Genomic DNA, 18,281 nt, shown 5'->3' with positions numbered 1-18,281 from the left:
AGACCTCGAAGTGGGCAATTGTGCAGACCTGCGCCTTGATGTGACGCGGATCGATCTGGCGTTGAAATCGCCGTTCCGCATTTCCGGCTATGTCATGGAAAAGACGCCGGTCCTTATCGCGACGGTCCGGCGCGGCAACGCAGTCGGCCGGGGCGAAGCGGCTGGCGTCTATTACCTTGACGACACAGCGGACAGAGGTGCCGATATCCTCCGCAAACTGGCTTTGAACATGCCCGCAGATCTGACCCGCGATACTCTGCGCACGCTGTTGCCGCCCGGAGGCGCACGCAACGCGCTCGATTGCGCGCTGTGGGAACTCGAAGCGCGCGAAGCGGGCAAGCAGGTTTGCGAACTCGCTGGCCTGCCTACACCGCGTCGCCTGCTCACCACGATGACGCTGGGCGCCAACGATCCTGACGTGATGGCGCGCGGCGCGATCGGTTTCGCCGGCGCACGGGCGATCAAACTCAAGCTGACCGGCGAGGCAGCGGTCGACAGCGACCGGGTGCGGGCCGTCCGCGCAGCACGTCCCGATGTGTGGATCGGGGTCGACGCCAACCAGGGCTATACGCCCGACACGATAGAGCCGCTGATCGGCGTGCTGGTCGATTGCGGCGTCTCGCTGCTCGAACAGCCGTTCCGCCGTGGCCGCGAAGCGGACCTAGATGGCCTCAAGCTACCTCTGCCCGTCGCGGCGGACGAAAGCTGTCTTGACCTCGCCGAACTTGAGACGCTGCCCGGTCGGTTCGACGTGGTGAACATCAAGCTCGACAAGTGTGGCGGCCTGACCGAAGGCCTGCTGATCGCGCGGCGCGCAAAGCAACTCGGCCTGCAGGTCATGGTCGGCAACATGGTCGGGACCAGCCTGTCGATCGCGCCGGCTTATGTCCTTGGGCAGCTGTGCGATGTGGTCGATCTGGACGGCCCGATCTTCATTGCCGAAGATCCGGCTCCGACCGTGGTCTATGACGACGGGCACGTGACCTGCGCGCCCGAAATCTGGGGCCCGGATGCAATGATTGCAGAGGCCCTGCCCGCTCAATGAGCACGGAATTTTCCGATCCCAGCGACTGGTTCGGTCAGCCCCGGGGGCTGACCGTGCTGTTTGCCACGGAGATGTGGGAGAAGTTCTCGTTCTACGGCATGCGCGCGCTGCTAGTCTACTACATGACCAAGAGCCTCGCGTTTTCCGGCGAAACGGCCTCGATGGTCTACGGGTTCTATACAGCGTTCATATATTTCACACCGATCATCGGCGGCGCGATTTCGGATCGCTGGCTGCGACGGCGGACAGGCGTGATCATCGGTGGCGCGATCATGGCTTTGGGCCATTTCCTTATGGCGTTTCCGGCGCTGTTGTTCGTCGCGCTAGGCACCATCGCGATCGGCAACGGGTTCTATCTGCCCAACCTGCCCAGCCAGATCGACCAATTGTACCAGCCTGACGATCCGCGCCGCCAATCAACCTACAATATCTACTACGTCGGCGTGAATCTGGGCGCATTCATCGCCCCGCTCGTTTGCGGCACGCTTGGCGAGGTCTATGGCTGGGATTACGGCTTTGGCGCGGCGGGCTTGGGCATGTGCCTTGGGCTGGCGATCTATTGCCTTGGCAGCCGATGGCTTCCAGACGAGGCCAGCCGCGAACACACTATGGCCGGAAATGACGCCCCCCCTGCATCCCTTGTGCAAAGCGCGGGGAGGCTGCGCGCGCTGGCAGGCGTGTTTGCGTGTGTGGTGGTGTTTCGCGGAGCCTATGAACAGATGGGCAATTCGGTTGCGCTGTGGGCCGATACCGACGTGAACCGTAGCGTGGCTGGCTATCTCATTCCCGGCAGTTGGTTCCAGTCGCTCAATCCACTGCTGGTGTTCGCGCTGACCCCGGTGCTGGTGGCGTGGTGGAACCGCTCGGCAATGCGGGACCGCGATGTTTCGCCCTTGCAAAAGATGGCGCTGGGCGCGCTGGGCCTTGCGCTTGCCTATCTCGGACTGGCCGGGGTTGTCTGGTTTGGCCATGTCAGCGGCGCAAAGCCACCTGCACTGGCGCTGGCCGGGTTCATCGGCGCCTATACGCTGGCTGAGCTCTACATCCTGCCAGTCGGGCTCGGCCTGTTCAGCCAGTTCGCGCCCGAAGGCCATCGCGGGACGATGGTTGCCACCTGGTTTCTCGCCGCCTTCTTCGGCAACTTGCTGGCAGGCTACCTCGGAAGCTTCTGGCCGACCCTGCCCCACACGATCTTTTTTGCACTGCTTGGGGCGATCGCGATGAGCGCTGCGGCAGGGCTTCGGCTGTTCGATAAACCGGTCAGGGAAATGGCACGCGCCATTGGCGGACAAGATCCGACCACGCAGCGCCCCTTGCATAGCGAAGACCGGGGGCGCGCGCCGGACATTGGCCTCGCGACTGACACGCTCGATCGGCAAAATATTTTCCTGAAATCGTGAGAATTCTCGGATAAGAACGCAGAATAAACACAAACTGTTGAAAAAATTCACTATTTTATCCAATCAAGATTCTTGACCTTTTTCTGATTAGGATCATTATTTCCATAGAGGACAGGTTGAGGCAAGGATTCGGGTGGTGACGTCGCCGACAGAATGATCCGTACCTGAGGGGGGCGAGCCGCAGACGATATGATCTTGTCATGTTGCCCAGAACAGCTTGGACCCAACCAAAACTCTGATTTCAATATACAAAGTGGGGGATTTCAATGATGAGGATGAAAGCCGGTTCTGCCCGGAACGTGTTGAACACGACGGTTGCCTGCGGCGCACTGACCCTGGTGGGTCTTGGCTTTGCCCCGACAGCCTTTGCGACCGAGGCGCAGCCCTCCGCCGCCGACCAGTCCAACAACCGTGAAGAAATCGTCGTGACCGCGAACAAGCGGGAAGAGATCCTTCACAACGTGGCAAACTCGATCACCGCCGTTACCGGGCGCAGCCTTGAATACCGCGCGATGTCGGATTTCAAGGATTTTGCCGCGCAAGTTCCCGGCCTGCAACTTCAGCAGATTTCGGCGGGCACCAACCGCCTGATCGTTCGTGGTGAGAACGCTGGCGGCGGCGGCGCGCTGGTCGGCACGGTGCTTGACGAAATCCCCCTCAACTTCTCGACCGGCAACGCGAACGGTTCGACCACGACCACCAACCCCGACACCTACGACATGCAGCGCGTCGAAGTGCTGCGTGGGCCGCAGGGCACGCTTTATGGCGCCGCGGCCGAGGGCGGGTTGATCAAGTATGTGACCAACAAGCCGGTGCTCGGCGCCTGGCAGGGCGGTATCGAAGCGGGTGGCTCCACCGTCAGCCATGGCGAGGCGGCCGGCAGCATCAAGGGCTTCATCAACATCCCCGTCAGCGACACGCTCGCATTGCGTGCTACAGGCTATTACGAAGGCCTGCCGGGCTGGAAGGACAACTTCGTCACCGGTCAGAAGAACATCAACCACGGCAGGCGCTCAGGCTTGCGGCTCAGCGCGCTGTGGCAGCCGAGCACCGACCTGAAGGTCACGCTGCAGGGATCGATGCAGCAGTTGCACGATTCGGGCAGCAGCTATGTCGATCTGGTCGGAGCGCAAAAACAGATCGTTGCCGGGTTGCCTGCCCCTGCAAACCAGCAGGCACTGGCCCACGGCCTGTCATTCAGCACGCCCCTGCAGCTCTTCGAAGACGCGCCGACGTATTACGCCTACCTCCAGGTCGATTACGACGCACACTTCGCCAAGATCACGTCGATCACCAGCCACGGCATCGTCGGTAACTCGACGCGCAGCGACACATCGGGCGCTCAGGTCGTGCCCGGCATCACCTATCCGAATTTCTTCGGTGCGGGCGGCCCGGTTCCGATCTACAAGGTGCCAATCCTTACCGATAGCCGTAACCCGTTCCGGTTGTACAAGACCACACAGGAACTTCGGATCTCCTCGGAGCCGGGTTTTGCGATCGCCGGCTTGCCGGTCGACTGGCAGTTCGGTGGTATGATCACGCGTGAAATCACGCACTGGAACCAATCTGCCAACTTCACCGCAGCCTCCGATCCCAACGGCCCGCAGCTCAATCCGCCTGCCGGTAACGCCCAGCTTGATGCGCCATATTTCGAAAAGGCAGGTTTTGCCGATGCGACGGTGCATTTCACACCGAAATTCGATCTGGAATTCGGCGGGCGCTATTCCAACATCGTGCAGACTTCGCAGATCAAGCTGCATTGCTGCGTGGTTTTCGGTCCGGCCGACACCACGTTGCAGGCCCTGCGCATTTCGCAGAACACGACAACATGGTCGGTGGCGCCGCGCTATCACGTCAGCGCCGACACCCTGCTTTATGCGCGTGTCGCTACCGGTTTCCGTCCGGGCGCGCCGCAGTTGATCCCGCCGGGTCCGCTGCCCGTCGATTTCCCGCTCGCATACGAGCCCGATCACACCACCAACTACGAGGTCGGTCTGCGCACCTACCTGCTGGACAAGGCGATCTCGATCGACGTCGCGGCCTATTACATCAAGTGGAAGAACATTCAGGTCATCAGCAACTTCGTGACGTCGGCGGGCATCTTTGGCCTTGAAGGCAATGCCAGCGACGCCAAGAGCGAAGGCATCGAATGGAACCTGTCATGGAACGCAACCCGCGAACTCAGTTTCGGGCTGATCGGTGACGTCGACAATGCGCGACTGACGTCCTCCAACGATGCGTTTGGTGGATACAAGGGCGATCGGCTTGCCTACATTCCGAACTTCGTCAACACCTTCAACGTCGACTATCATCACAAGGCCTTCGGCGATTACGAAGGCTTCATCGGTGGCACCTGGACGCATACCGGCAACCTCTACACCGATTTCATCAGCCCGACGGCTGCCCCCATCTCGGGCAAGCGTGCACAGCTTCCGGCCTATGATACGTTCTCGATGCAGGCGGGCCTGCGCAACGGGCACTTCACCTACGACGTCTACGTCCACAACCTGTCCAACTCGCGGGCACTGCTCACCTACCGGGCAGAGGGCACGTACGGTGGTTACGGCTCTGGCGCTGTACTTCAGCCCCGCACCATCGGCTTCCGGATCTCGTACAAGTACTGATCCGAGAAGCTGGTCCCCGGAGAGAGTGTCCAGTCTCTCCGGGGGTTTTGGCCTAAGCCGCGATCGATATGCAATTCATTTCAAGGAAATGACGTCCATCGGCCAGCATCAAGCATGTCAGGCCGAAACAAACCGATAATCGGGTCGCAACCCCATAGACGTTCAATCCAGAAAATCTGGATTCCATTTGTGCAACGGCACGATGCAATCGGTTCACATAGGTCGAGAGACATCATGACTATTCAAGTAAAGGCGCCGGACTTCGGCGTGATCCAGCTCCCGCAACCCTATCTCCTGTTCCTTGGCGACGCTGTTGATCCGGCTTATGCCAAGACCGCGCTCGGCCTGCGGGATTGGGCGGGGGACCAATGCGTCGGCGAACTGTCGCTGCCGCAGGCCACGGTAACGACAGGTCTGCCGAAGTTATCGGCAAAAGCGGCGTATGACGCTGGCGCGCGCGGGCTGGTCATCGGCATCGCCTCAGTCGGCGGGCAGATCCGCCCCAACTGGGTTCCGGCGTTGGTCGAAGCACTCGAAGCCGGGCTCGACGTGATCAGCGGCATGCATTCAAGCTATCTGGATGTGCCCGAACTGGTTGCCGCGATCGAACGTACCGGACGGCGGTTCATCGAAGTGCGCAGGCCACCTGCCGACATTCCGATCGGCAGCGGCCAGAAACGCAGCGGCAAGCGCTTGTTGACGGTGGGTACCGACTGCGCGCTCGGCAAAAAGTATACTGCGCTGGCAATTGCGCGTGCCTTTGCCGCGCGCGGGGTCGACAGCGACTTTCGCGCCACCGGTCAGACCGGAATCATGATTGCGGGGTCGGGCATTCCGATCGACTCGATCGTTTGCGACTTCACCGCGGGTGCGGCCGAGATCCTCTCACCCGCCGCCCCAGATGATCACTGGGACGTGGTCGAAGGTCAGGGATCGCTGTTCCACCCGTCGTATGCCGGCGTGTCGCTTGGCCTGTTGCATGGCAGCCAGCCCGATGTGCTGGTGGTATGCCACGAAGCGGGACGGACCGCGATGGCGGGCGTGCCCGGCTATGTCACACCTACGCTGCAACAGACCATCGATCTCAACCTGCTTCTCGGATCGCGGACCAATCCGGCCATCCGCTGCGCCGGGATCAGCTTGAACACTGCTGCATATTCCGCCGAGGAAGCTGCAACAATCATCGCCGAAACAAGTGCGGCGCTGGGCCTGCCGGTGGCTGATCCGATCCGTGGCGGCGAAGCTTTTGAACGACTGGTCGATGCATGTCTGATCTGAACGAGCAAAGCCCGAGCTGGTTTCAACGCTTCATCCTGCCCGGGTTTGCGTTCAAGGCGGTGGTCATCGGCGGTGGCTATGCCACTGGCCGCGAAATGGCTGAATTCTTTCTACCCAGCGGCGCATGGGGTGGTGTGCTGGGCATGTTGCTCGCCGCGCTGGTGTGGAGTGCGGTGACCGCATTGACGTTCGTATTCGCGCGCCAGACCGGTGCGGTCGATTATCGCCACTTCTTTCGTGGGCTGCTCGGCCGCTTCTGGGTGCTTTACGAAATCGCCTTCGTGCTGATGCTGGTCATCATTCTGGCCGTGTTCGGCGCCGCTGCCGGATCATTGGGACAACTGCTGCTGGGCTTGCCCACGATTGTCGGAACGCTTGTGCTGGTAGCCGGAATTGCCGGGTTCACCGCGTTGGGCAATGCCTCGGTCGAGGCGCTGTTCAAATGGGTCTCGATCCTGCTCTACGGGGTCTATGCGCTGTTTCTTGGACTGGCGCTCACCCATTTCGGCGACCGGATCAATGCGGCATTTTCGGATCACACTGTCGGCCCGGAATGGCTCCTTGGCGGCCTGACTTACGCCGGATACAACCTGATCGGCGCGATCAACATCCTGCCGGTCACGCGCCACATGAAATCAGACCGCGACGCCGTGATTGCCGGTCTGCTTGCCGGCCCGCTGGCAATGGCTCCGGCGATCCTGTTTTTCGTGTGCATGGCAGCCTGGCCAGAAGTCAAAGGCGTGCCGCTGCCATCCGACTTCCTGCTGAACAAGCTGAACATGCCGCTGGTGCACTGGGCGTTCCAGATCATGATCTTTGCAGCTCTGCTCGAAAGCGGAACGGGCACGGTCAACGCGTTCATCGAGCGCATCGCCGGGGTTTTCCACGAACGCGGTCAAACGATGTCGCGCGCCCTGCGGCTCTTCGTTTCGCTGGTGCTGCTGATGTGCGCGGTGTTTCTGGCTGACCGGTTCGGGATCGTGCAGCTGATCGCCCAAGGGTATCGCTTCCTCGCATACGCTTTCCTGGCAATCTACGTCGTGCCCTTGCTCACGCTCGGCCTCTGGCGTGTCACGAGGCCGCATGCATCGCCTGGCGCGAACGCTTCCCCGCTCGCCTGATGAGGTTCGCCATGCGTCGATTTGCCAGAGCACTGCTTGCCACGACCGTGCTTCTGGCTTTGGCTTCCACCGCCAAAGCCGATCCGCCCGCGGACATTGACGCCACAGTTCAGCAACTGATGGCCAACGACGGTGTTCCGGGCATGGCGGTCGGCATCGTGGAAGGCGGCAAGACGGTTTTGGCCAAGGGCTATGGCGTGCGCGAACTGGGCAAGCCAGCGCCGGTGGATGCCCGCACGCTGTTCCAGATCGGATCGACGACCAAGGCCTTCACCAGCGCGGCGCTGGCGCTGCTGGCGGAACAAGGCAAGCTGGGCTGGGACGACCGGGTGGTCGACCATCTGCCCGAATTCCAGATGGCCGATCCCTATGTCACGCGCGAGTTCACCTTGCGCGATCTGCTCACGCATCGCAGCGGGCTGGGCCTTGGCGCGGGCGATCTGACGTTCATGAACCACGCGGATTTCACCCGCGCCGAAGTGGTCAAGGCGCTGCGCTGGCTGAAACCGCAGACCAGTTTTCGCAGCCAGTTCGCTTACGACAACGTGCTCTATGCGGTGGCCGGGGTGGTGATAGAACGCGACAGCGGCAAAGTCTGGGAATACTTCGTGCGCGATCGGTTGCTGCGCCCGATCGGCATGTTCGACAGCACCACCGACGAAGCCGCGCGCTATCTGAACGCCGACCGTGCGCAAGGCCATGCGCGGCTCGGCCCGCCGTTTCGCGGCGAGGGTGCACAAAGCGTGCTTGACGAAAAGCAGGGCCTTGGCGCCAGTGTCTTTCCGGCAGGTGGCATTATGAGCAGCGCTACCGACATGAGCCGCTGGATCGCGGTACAACTGGCGCATGGCCAACTCGCCGACGGCAAGAGCCGCCTGTGGTCGGAAGCATCTGCAGCAGAGATGTGGAAGCCGGTCACGCTGATCCCGCCCCGGTCGGGCCCCAAGCCCCTCGCCGCGCCGCCCCCGCAGTTTCAGGAGTATGCGCTGGGCTGGTTCCTGTGGGACTACAAGGGCCACAAGATCATCGAGCACGCGGGCGGCACGCCGGGGTTCCTGACCGAGGTCGTGCTGATCCCGCAAAAGAACACCGGGTTCGTGATCATGCAGAACAGCGAGGATCTCGCGTTCAAGGCGCTGATGTACACACTGCTCGACCATTACCTCGACCTGCCGAAAACCGACTGGGGCAAAGCGTACCTTGATGCGGGCAACCTGAGAAAGGCCGCCGCAAAGACCGCGCTCGCCACTGCCGAAAAGCCCGCGAGGATCGTTCCCCAGACGCTGGATGCGGCCTCGCTTGTCGGCCAGTTCAAGGACAACTGGTATGGCGCGATGGATGTGCAAAGCGACCAGAGCGGGCTGGTTCTGACGATGCGCAAGACCCCCGGCATGCACGCCGTGCTCAAGCGTATCAACGGCGATATGTACCTTGCGCGCTGGATCGATCCGGCGATCGAACCCGCCAACGTCACGTTTGTGGCGGGTGAAGACGGCAAAGTCGCGCATGTGACGATGAATGCTGCCTCGCCGCTCGCCGATTTCAGTTACGACTACCAGGACCTCGACTTCACGCCTGTGACACCGCGGCCGTGAACCTCAATTTTCGGGAGATCACCAAAATGCGCGATCATCAATCCGGGCACCTAGCCCTGTCGCGGCGCCACACGCTCGGCTTGCTCGTCGGCGGCCTTGCCACTGCTGCGACTGCCCGCGCCGCGACGCCCAAAGCATGGGCAGCGGTCGATCAACTGGGCGCGGCCACGCTTGCCGATCACCTTGAACCCGGATTTTCGCTCAGCGTGATGAAGAACGGCGCGTTCGTCTATTCCAAGGGGTTCGGCTTTGCCAACCTTGAGACCCGCACGCCGGTTTCGCCGACGTCGGTGTTCCGCATCGGTTCGGTCAACAAGCAGTTCACTGCTGCCGCACTTGCTTTGCTGGCCGAAGAGGGCAAGCTCTCATTCGACGATGCGCTGGCCAAGTACCTGCCCGAATTTCCGCGCGCCGCCGATGTGACCTTGCGCCAAATGCTGAATCACACCTCGGGGATCGGCAATTATACCAACCGCGTAAACCCTCAGGACATGTTGCGCGCGATGCGGGCGGATTACAACTCGGCAGAGCTGCTGAAAGCGATGATCGAGCATACCTCGCCGACCTTCGTGTTCGAACCCGGCACCGACTGGGCCTATAGCAACACGGCTTATGTGCTGCTGGGCCTGGTGATCGAGAAGATCACGGGCGAGGCTTATGCGGCGCACGTGAAGCGCCGCCTGTTCGAACCCGCGGGGCTTACGCGGACGTCAGTCGACAGCGCCGCCGAGATCGTGCCTGACCGGGTTTCGGGCTATACCAGCCATCCCGGCTCGGCGACCGAGTTCGACAATGCCGCCTACATCTCGATGACCTATCCGGGCGCTGCCGGGGCGATGCGTTCGACCAGCGAGGACTTGTGCCGGTGGCACCTCGCGCTGTTCGGCGGCAAGATCATCAAGCCAACAAGCCTTGAAGAGATGCTGAAACCGGGCCTGTTAAAGAACGGTCAGTTGCCCGAAGTGTCGCGCGGACCGGGGCCCAAGAAGCCGCTGAAGTATGGCTTCGGGCTTGGAATCTCCGAGCTGGATGGCCGCAAGATGATTGCGCATAGTGGTGGCATTCCCGGCTTCGCCAGCCTGTTGACCACACTGCCTGACGACCACATCACCGTGGCCACGATCGCCAATACCGATGACGTGATGCGCGGGAATTTCATGGCCCGGCAGCAGGCTGTGGTCGATGCGGCCATACGGGCTGCGCTCGCTTGAATCGGGTGAAGGTAACCGCACCGATGACCAGCGCCCGCCATGCGTTTACCGTAGTCCTTGCGGGCGCACTCGCCTTGCTTGCCTCTGACACCGCGATGGCCGGGGTGGACGCCGACCCGGTGACCAGCGACATCGCCGCTCTGGCCAAGACCGGGGCGGGTTCGACGGGCGTGGTCGGCGTTGCCGCTTGGCGGCTTGATGGCACCGGACCAAGCGTGCTGCTGAACCCCGATGCCCGGTTTCCGATGGCCAGCACGTTCAAGGTCGCAGTGGCCGGTGCGGTGCTCAAGCGGGTCGACGACGGTTCCGTCAGCCTTGACCGGATGATCCCGATCACGCTGGACGAGATGGTCGATTCCGAAGTGATCCAGGACCGCTTCATCCACCCGGGTGTCAGCTTGTCGGTCTACAACCTGCTCGAACTGATGCTGACCGAAAGCGACAACACCGCCACCGATGTCATGTTGCGGCTGGCGGGTGGGCCCGCTGCGGTAAATGCATGGGTTCGGGCACAAGGAGTCGATGCGTTCAGCGTCGATGGCGGGACCGACGAGATCATCCGGCGCTACTATGGCGTCAGCGCGGATGCTGGCCCGTTCCATCAGGCAATGGTCGCGAAATTTGCCGCACATCCTGAACTGGCAAGACTCGATAACGGACCTAACCCCGCATTTGATAACGATCTTCGTGACAGCACCTCGCCACGCGCGATGGGACATCTGCTGACCCGGATCTGGTCCGGCGCGGCCCTGTTGCCTGCTTCCAACAAGATCCTGATCGCAATGATGGGCCGCTGTCGCACCGGCGCTGGGCGCCTGCGTGGGCAAATGCCCGCTGACAGCCCGGTTGCACACAAGACTGGTACGATCGGCGGTACGGTCAACGATGTCGGGGTGGTCACATTGCCGGGCAAGGCCGGGCAAGTGGTGCTTGCGGTATTCATCAAGGGCAGCGACGCGACCATGGACCAGCGGGAACAGACGATCGCGCAGATCGGCCGATCGGTGCGCGATTATTTCCTGTTTCGCAACGCGGATACCCGCCCATGAGCACGCATGAGCTTCGTAAATTGCGCATTTTCATCGGCGGTATTGCTACCGAAACCAACACCTTCGCCCCGTTCCCGACCGGCATGTCCGGATTTGCCGAGAACGGCTTGACGCGCAATTCGTCCAGAACCGGGGCAACCCCGTTGTCAGGACCGCTCAGCGTGTTCCGCAATCGGGGCGAGGCCGACGGCCACGACATCGTCGAAAGCCTGTTCGCCAGCGCCCAGCCCTCGGGTATCACGGTGCGCAGCGCCTACGAAAAGTTGCGCGATACCATCCTTGACGACTTGGCCCTTGCCGACTTGTCCGAAGCGGGCCGCATCGATGTGGTGCTGCTGATGCTGCACGGCGCGATGGTCGCGCAAGGGTACGACGATTGCGAGGGGGATATCATCTCGCGGGTGCGGACGATCGTACCCAACGCAGTGATCGGGATCGAACTCGACCCGCATTGCCACCTGACCCACACGATGGTGGCGCAAGCCGACCTTGTGGTGATCGGCAAGGAATATCCGCATGTCGATTTCGAGGATCGCGCGCACGAACTCTATGATCTGTGCCTGCGCGCCGCATCGGGCAGGATTCAGCCGGTGGCGGCGCTTATCGACCTCAAGGTAATCGGCTTCTACCCGACATTCGATCCGCCAATGTCCGATATTGTCGCCGAAATGAAGGCTGCCGAGGCGGCTGCGCCGGTGCTTTCGGTCAGCATCGCGCACGGTTTCCCCTGGGCGGACACCGCAGATGTAGGCACGCGCGTGCTTGTCTATTCCGATGCCGATGCCGATAGGGCAGCGGCGGTTGCCAGCAGGTTTGCATCGCGGCTTTACGACTTGCGCGAGACGCTCATGCCGCGATATCCCGATATCGCAACGTCACTCGACAAGGCGCGAAGCCTGAACGGCCGGATCGTACTGGGCGACTTTGCCGACAATCCAGGTGGCGGTGCGTCGGGCGACAGCACGTTCTTTCTGGCCGCGATGCTGGAACGCGGGGTGACCGACGCGGTGATCGGCGCCTTCTGGGATCCGCTGGTGGCGCAAGTCTGTGCCGATGCCGGAACGGGGGCGCATCTGCAGGTGCGTCTGGGCGGGAAATGCGGTCCTTGGTCTGGGCAGCCCGTGGACCTTGCGGTCGAAGTCATGGGCGTGGTCGAAGACCACAGCCAAGGCGTCTTTGGCCAACGCCAGCCGATGGGCCGTTCGGTCTGGTTGCGCCATAATGGCCTCGATATCGCGGTCTGTTCGGTGCGCACGCAGGTGTTCGAGCCCGATGCGTTTACCGGGCTTGGTATCCGGCTCGACGACAAGCGCCTGATCGTGGTCAAGTCGAGCAACCATTATCAGGCCGGATTCCGCCCCGGTGCCGACCATATCTGGCATGTGCGTTCGCCAGGTACGATGGGCATGGATTTTGCCACGATCCCCTACACCAAACGCGCCCCCTGCTTTTTCCCGAAGGTATCGGACCCTTGGGCTGAATCCGGCGCGCCCGTTCCGGTGATCGTGCCCCGTTCATCGAGGTCGATCGACGCCATAGCGACCGGATGAAACGGGATAGTCCAATCCCGATTGGAAAATTCATTGTAAAATGCGCTCTGCCGTGATGGTTTGTGCGCGCTTGTTTGGGGGAACATGCAGGATGCGATCAGCCATTTGGGTTGGCTTGACGGTGGGCGCTTTGACGACAACCGCACTTCCCGCGCAAGCAGCGCCCGAGCGCGTAGAGGCCAGGGATTACGAGCGCGCGGCGCAGTTCTTTCCACAATATCGGTCGCATTATCTGCTGAATGCCAAAGTCACGCCGCATTGGCGCAATAGTCCGCGCGATCGTTTCACCTACCGCAAGGAGCTGGCCGACGACCGCGCCACGTTCATCTCCGTCGACGCCGCCACCGGCAAGGCAAGCGCCGCGTTCGACGCCAAAGTCGTGGCTGCGGGGCTGTCTGCCGCGCTGGGCAAGCCGGTCGAGGCGGACAAGCTGCCCTTCCCCGACTATGACGAGGTTTCCCCGCAAGCGATCCGGTTCCTTGCTACCGGCAAGTACTGGACTTGTTCGACGGTTGCCGCCCATTGCGATGGGGTGGACGCACCACGTACCGCGTTCGATGCCGTCGCCTCGCCAGACGGCAAGTGGCTGGCATTCATCAAGGACGGGAACATCTGGGTCAGGTCAACTGACGGTGCGCAGTCGTTCGCGCTGACCTCGGACGCAGAGCCTTATTACGGGTACGGTCAGGAAACCGAAGGCCTGCGCGGCAACCTGGCTGGCGGTGGCCAGGCGGTGACCCCGTCCAACGTGATCGCATGGTCGCACAAGTCGGTTCCACCTGGCCCGCCCGCTCCGCTTGAGATCGCGTGGTCGCCCGACAGCCGCAAGATTCTGAGCTTTCGCGTTGACGAGCGCAAAGTGCGAGAAGTCACGATCATCCAATCCACGCCGACCGACGGAACGGTCCGCCCGATCAGCTACACGTGGCGCTCGGCCATGCCCAACGATCCCGACATACCGATGGCCGAGCCATGGATCTTCGATCTTGCCAGCCGCGCGGCGCAAAAAGTCGACATGGCGCCAATCCCCGATCTGTTCCTCGGGCCGGTCCTGGCGCACGAGGTGATCTGGTCGAAAGACAGCAAATCGGTCTATCTTGCCTCGCGCACGCGTTACCTCAAGACCAAGTTGCTGGACCTGATCGACGCCAATACCGGCAAGACACGGCGCCTGATCAGCGAAACCGGCAAGACGTTTGTCGAATTTGGGTCGATAGGCGAACAGCCGATGGTCTATCCGCAGGACAACGGCGATGTGATCTGGTTTTCGGAACGCACCGGTTTCGGCCATTTGTACCTTTATGACAGTACGGGCAAGCTCAAGCGCCCACTCACGCAAGGTCCGTTCACCGTGCGCAACGTGGTGCGACTGGACCCTGCCCATGACACGATCGTGATCGCCGCCAACGAGAATACCCGCGGCCTCGATCCCTATTTTCGCCAGCTTTACCGCGTCAGCCTGAAAAGCGGTGCGATGACGCTGCTGACCCCCGAGGGGGCCGATCACGAGGTGGCTTCTGCGCAGGCTACACCGCCCTTGCCAGTGCAGATGCCGGGACAGCCCGATCCGTCGACAAGTTACGGGTTTTCGCCTTCGGGGCGCTACTTCCTCGACACTTACGCGCGGACGGACTTGTGGCCAACTACGGTGCTGCGCCGGGCCGACGGCAAAGTGGTGGCACAGATCGAACAGGCCGATCCGACGCCGCTGGCAAAGGTCGGCGTGCCCACGCCCGAGCGGTTTCAGGTGCTGGCGGCCGATGGCAAGACCGTGCTTTATGGCAACATCATCAAGCCAAGCAATTTTGATCCGGCCAGGCGCTATCCCGTGCTCGACAGCATCTATCCCGGACCGCAGAGCCATCGCTCGCACCCGAACCGGGCTGCTGTTGTGTTCGACCCGATGCTGCCGCAGGCGATGGCCGAACTCGGCATGATCGTGATAACGGTCGACGGGCGAGGCTCACACGGCCGCTCAAAGGCGTTTCACGACGAATCCTATGGCGGGCTGGCGCAGGCCGGCCATCTTGACGACCATGTCGCAGCGATCCGGCAGTTGGCAGCACAACGTGCCTATATGGATCCAGATCGCGTCGGAATTTTCGGTGCCTCTGGTGGGGGCTATGCGACGACGCACGCGATGTTCACTTATCCTGATTTCTTCAAGGTGGGCGTGGCAGATGCCGGCAACCATGACCAGCGCGGCTACATCGCGATCTGGGGCGAGACCTTCAACGGCCCCGAAGTCGGCGATAACTACACCGCTGCGGCCAATGCGTCGCTCGCCTCGCACCTCAAGGGCAAGCTGTTGCTGGCACATGGCGACATGGATGCGAATGTCATGCCGTCACTGACGCTTCAGGTGGTCGATGCACTGATCAAGGCGAACAAGGACTTTGACCTGATGATCGTGCCCAATGCCGGGCACACCGCGCTTGCGTCCTATGGCTATCCGTTGCGCCGCGTATTTGATTATTTCGTGCGCAACCTGATCAAGGCCGAACCGCCCGAGGAATTCGATCTCGCAAAGGTCAAGCCGCAATGACAATTCCCTCCTCCAGACCAGAGTTCCGCCGCATGCGCAAAACCGCCCTGTCCGCCATCATCCTGGCAACGGTTGGCTGGACCACGAGCGTGGCAGCCGCCGAAAAGCCAGTCGACCGCGCACAGTGGTACGTCGGCGACAACACGACCAGCGACGATCTCCGCCGTGTGCCGGTGCCCAAGGGTTTTGGCGAACCGGCTGACGTGATCCTGATCCGCAATGCCCGGCTGTTCGACGGCACAGGCGGGGCGGCACACCCGGCCCAAATCCTGATCGAGCGCGGTCATATCACGCGGATTGCCTCGGGGGGCGAGTTGATCGCCGCGCCCAAGGACGCGCAAATCATCGACGCCGCGGGCAAGACCGTGATGCCCGGCCTGATCGACCTGCATACCCACCTGACCTATGGCGAAGGCGGCGCGGCGACGGGTGCCGATGGTGAGGACGATCAAGCCTCTGCCGCCTTGCGCGGGGCGGAAAGGCTGCGTTTCTTTGTCGAGAGTGGCGTGACTGCGATACGCGACGTCGGCTCGACCGGAGTAACACCCTTCGTGCTCAAGGAATGGGTGTGGGCCGGCCGCATCCCCGGTCCACGCGTGTTCCCGGCCGGGCAACTGATCACCGGCATCGGCGGACATGGCACCGAAGGCGGTGGCCGCACGGCGCCCACGCACCCCGAAGCTGCGGTTTATGAAGCCAACGGTCCCGACGGATTTCGCGCCGCCGTGCGACTGCAGTTCAAGCGTGGCGCCGATCTGATCAAGCTGGGCAGCCATTTCTCGCCCGACGAGGTCAAGGCCGCTGTGGATGAGGCCCACAACCTCGGGCTAAAGGTGACAGTCGATGCCGAAACCATCTTCACCCGCATGGCGGTCGAAGCGGGGGTCGATTGCGTCGAGCACCCCCTGCCCCGTTCGGACGAGACGGTGAAGCTGATGGCTGCCAAGGGCATCTGCTCGGATATGACGTTGGTGCCCTATCAGTACATCAACGCCGGCGGCGGCTATATGGGTTCGACGTCGCGCCGCTTTACCGAAACCAACGCGACCACGCTGGCCATGGCGAAGAAGCTTCAGGACGCCGGAGTCAAGATCGGCATCGGCACCGATCTTGTTGTCGGCTGGTACAGGTATCTGCCCGATGCCTATTTGCAGGAACTGCGCAACTACCGCTTGCTCGACCACACCGCGGCCGAAGCGCTGGTCACGGCAACCCGCACCAATTCGGAAATCCTTGGCATGGCGGACCGGCTGGGCACAGTGCAAACCGGCAAACTTGCCGACCTGCTCATCGTCGATGGCAAGCCCGATGAAGCACTTGAGGATCTGAAAAAGCTCGACGTTGTGATCGTCAACGGCCGCGTCGTCGTGCGTGGCGGGCATGTCGATCTGGCACGCCACAAGCAGGACAAGCCGCCCTACTCGACGGCACCGGCACAATGACCGGAACGCTTGCACTGGCATCAGCGGCATTTGCGCTGGTCGCGGCGCCGCCTGCCATGGCCGATCCCGCGCCCGCCATCAGTGCCGCCGCCGCACTCGGCCATCCGTCACAAGTGAGCATAGCGGACACCAAGCGGATCGACTTTGCCTCGAGCGTCAACGGACGGCGGTATTCGATCGATGTGGCGCTGCCCGATACGCCCCCTCCGCCGGGCGGCTATCCGGTAATCTATGTCCTCGACGGCTATGGCTATTTCGCCAGCGTGGTCGAGGCCGCGCGCGGCAATGGCAACAGCCCCGATCTGGTGGTCGTCGGCATCGGCTATCCTCATGATGCGGCATGGTTCGACCCGATCATCGCGCGACATCAGCCGCTGCCGCCCATGTTCGCTTCAGCCCCGCGCTTTTCGGTAGCGGCGGCCTTCGAACGTCAGCGCGACCTCAGTCTGGCGGCAGATGACACGACGATCAGCGGGATGAAGGCGACCGGCGTTAACGCCTCCGCTTCCGACTTCAATGGCCTCGATGGCTTCCTGCAGACAATCGAAACCGACGTGAAGCCCCGCGTCGCAGCGCTGACAGCGATCAACCAGGCGGACCAGACGCTGTTCGGCCATTCGTTGGGCGGGCTGGCGGTGTTGCAGGCGCTGTTCACCGAGCCCACCGCCTTTCACAACTTCGTCGCCGCAAGCCCGTCGATCTGGTGGAGCAACAAGTTGGTGTTGGCCGGGGAAGCACGCTTTAGCGCGGCGGTCACTTCCGGCAAGGCCAGCCCACGCGTGCTGATCGCAGTCGGCGGGCTTGAGGAAACCATGCCCGATCTCCCCCCTGAAATGGCAAGCAAGAAGGCCGAGATCCAAGCCGGGGTCAAAGGCGCCCGCATGGTCGGCAATGCCTGCGATCTGGCGGATCGGCTGAAATCGTTGCATGGTGCCAACGGATACACCGTTTCGGGATGCATCACCTTTCCGGGGCAGAACCATGGCATTTCGGTCTGGCCCGCAATCGGTCAGGCGATTGCGTTCGTGGCGAGGCACTGATCGCATGGGCGGGACCAGATGCTCGGCAGGGCTGCTTTGCCATGTTGCGGCAAGGCTCCGGTCCGATGGTTATAGAACGCTGTGCGCAGTGTAGGTTATCGCAGAACAACCGTTGCCCCGTTTCCTTCCTTTTCGAACAGTCCTGTTCAGGAGCACGCCATGATCAGCCTTACCGTCAACCACCAGCGTCACGAGGTCGACGTCCCCGACGAGATGCCACTGCTATGGGTGCTGCGCGACGAGATCGGGCTTAAGAGCCCGAGCGAAAAGTGGTTGAGCGATATCAGTAGGTTGTGATTCAGCGTCGTTGTCGAGACGATGGAGGAAGCACATGCCCTGGACTGATACCGCTCGCCGCAAGCATATGCGGGAAGGTGCGGG

The 18,281-nt window shown here is 62.0% G+C and carries 13 protein-coding genes; all 13 read left to right on the top strand.

Going from position 1 to position 18,281, the window contains the following annotated elements; translation table 11 throughout:
- Positions 1–10 precede the first annotated feature (10 nt).
- The 13 genes from LDN95_RS18475 to LDN95_RS18415 all read left to right on the top strand — a co-directional run bounded on the left by LDN95_RS18475 (position 11) and on the right by LDN95_RS18415 (position 18,197).
- A complete protein-coding gene (locus tag LDN95_RS18475; protein WP_226019043.1) occupies positions 11–1,045 on the top strand; it encodes a dipeptide epimerase in 1,035 nt (344 codons plus the stop codon).
- The gene (locus LDN95_RS18470) at positions 1,042–2,445 is read left to right on the top strand and encodes a peptide MFS transporter (RefSeq protein WP_226019042.1); all 1,404 of its coding nucleotides are present in this window, start codon (positions 1,042–1,044) and stop codon (positions 2,443–2,445) included. The genes LDN95_RS18475 and LDN95_RS18470 overlap by 4 nt, the downstream gene beginning before the upstream one ends.
- A gap of 275 nt (positions 2,446–2,720) precedes the next feature.
- A complete protein-coding gene (locus LDN95_RS18465; RefSeq protein ID WP_226019041.1) occupies positions 2,721–5,069 on the top strand; it encodes a TonB-dependent receptor in 2,349 nt (782 codons plus the stop codon).
- Positions 5,070–5,303: 234 nt separating this feature from the next.
- A complete protein-coding gene (locus LDN95_RS18460) occupies positions 5,304–6,347 on the top strand; it encodes a DUF1611 domain-containing protein (RefSeq protein WP_226019040.1) in 1,044 nt (347 codons plus the stop codon).
- Positions 6,335–7,468: a hypothetical protein gene (locus tag LDN95_RS18455; protein WP_226019039.1), complete on the top strand. Its 1,134-nt coding sequence runs from the start codon at positions 6,335–6,337 to the stop codon at positions 7,466–7,468. Before LDN95_RS18460 ends, LDN95_RS18455 begins: the two co-directional genes overlap by 13 nt.
- Before the next feature lie 11 nt (positions 7,469–7,479).
- Positions 7,480–9,063: a serine hydrolase gene (locus LDN95_RS18450; RefSeq protein WP_226019038.1), complete on the top strand. Its 1,584-nt coding sequence runs from the start codon at positions 7,480–7,482 to the stop codon at positions 9,061–9,063.
- 26 nt (positions 9,064–9,089) lie between these two features.
- Positions 9,090–10,274, top strand: a complete 1,185-nt coding sequence (locus tag LDN95_RS18445) for a serine hydrolase (RefSeq protein WP_226019037.1) — start codon at positions 9,090–9,092, stop codon at positions 10,272–10,274.
- 23 nt (positions 10,275–10,297) lie between these two features.
- Positions 10,298–11,323, top strand: a complete 1,026-nt coding sequence (gene bla, locus LDN95_RS18440) for a class A beta-lactamase (protein ID WP_226019036.1) — start codon at positions 10,298–10,300, stop codon at positions 11,321–11,323.
- Complete coding sequence (locus LDN95_RS18435) at positions 11,320–12,873, top strand: M81 family metallopeptidase (RefSeq protein ID WP_226019035.1); 1,554 nt, start codon at positions 11,320–11,322, stop codon at positions 12,871–12,873. Before bla ends, LDN95_RS18435 begins: the two co-directional genes overlap by 4 nt.
- Positions 12,874–13,003: 130 nt before the next feature.
- Positions 13,004–15,418, top strand: coding sequence for a DPP IV N-terminal domain-containing protein (locus tag LDN95_RS18430; RefSeq protein ID WP_226019034.1), 2,415 nt, complete (start codon positions 13,004–13,006; stop codon positions 15,416–15,418).
- A 32-nt stretch (positions 15,419–15,450) separates the two neighbouring features.
- Positions 15,451–16,860, top strand: a complete 1,410-nt coding sequence (locus LDN95_RS18425; protein WP_226019033.1) for an amidohydrolase family protein — start codon at positions 15,451–15,453, stop codon at positions 16,858–16,860.
- Positions 16,857–17,900 (top strand): alpha/beta hydrolase, encoded by a 1,044-nt coding sequence (locus LDN95_RS18420; protein WP_226019032.1) that lies wholly within the window; start codon positions 16,857–16,859, stop codon positions 17,898–17,900. The genes LDN95_RS18425 and LDN95_RS18420 overlap by 4 nt, the downstream gene beginning before the upstream one ends.
- A gap of 159 nt (positions 17,901–18,059) precedes the next feature.
- Positions 18,060–18,197 carry a hypothetical protein gene (locus tag LDN95_RS18415; protein ID WP_226019031.1) on the top strand — a complete coding sequence of 46 codons (138 nt, stop codon included), beginning with the start codon at positions 18,060–18,062 and terminating at the stop codon, positions 18,195–18,197.
- Positions 18,198–18,281 lie beyond the last annotated feature (84 nt).

It is taken from the genome of Novosphingobium sp. FKTRR1 (assembly GCF_020404405.1).
Lineage (GTDB): Bacteria > Pseudomonadota > Alphaproteobacteria > Sphingomonadales > Sphingomonadaceae > Novosphingobium.
Note: the sequence above shows the minus strand (reverse complement) of the source record. Positions and strands in the feature narration are given on the sequence as shown.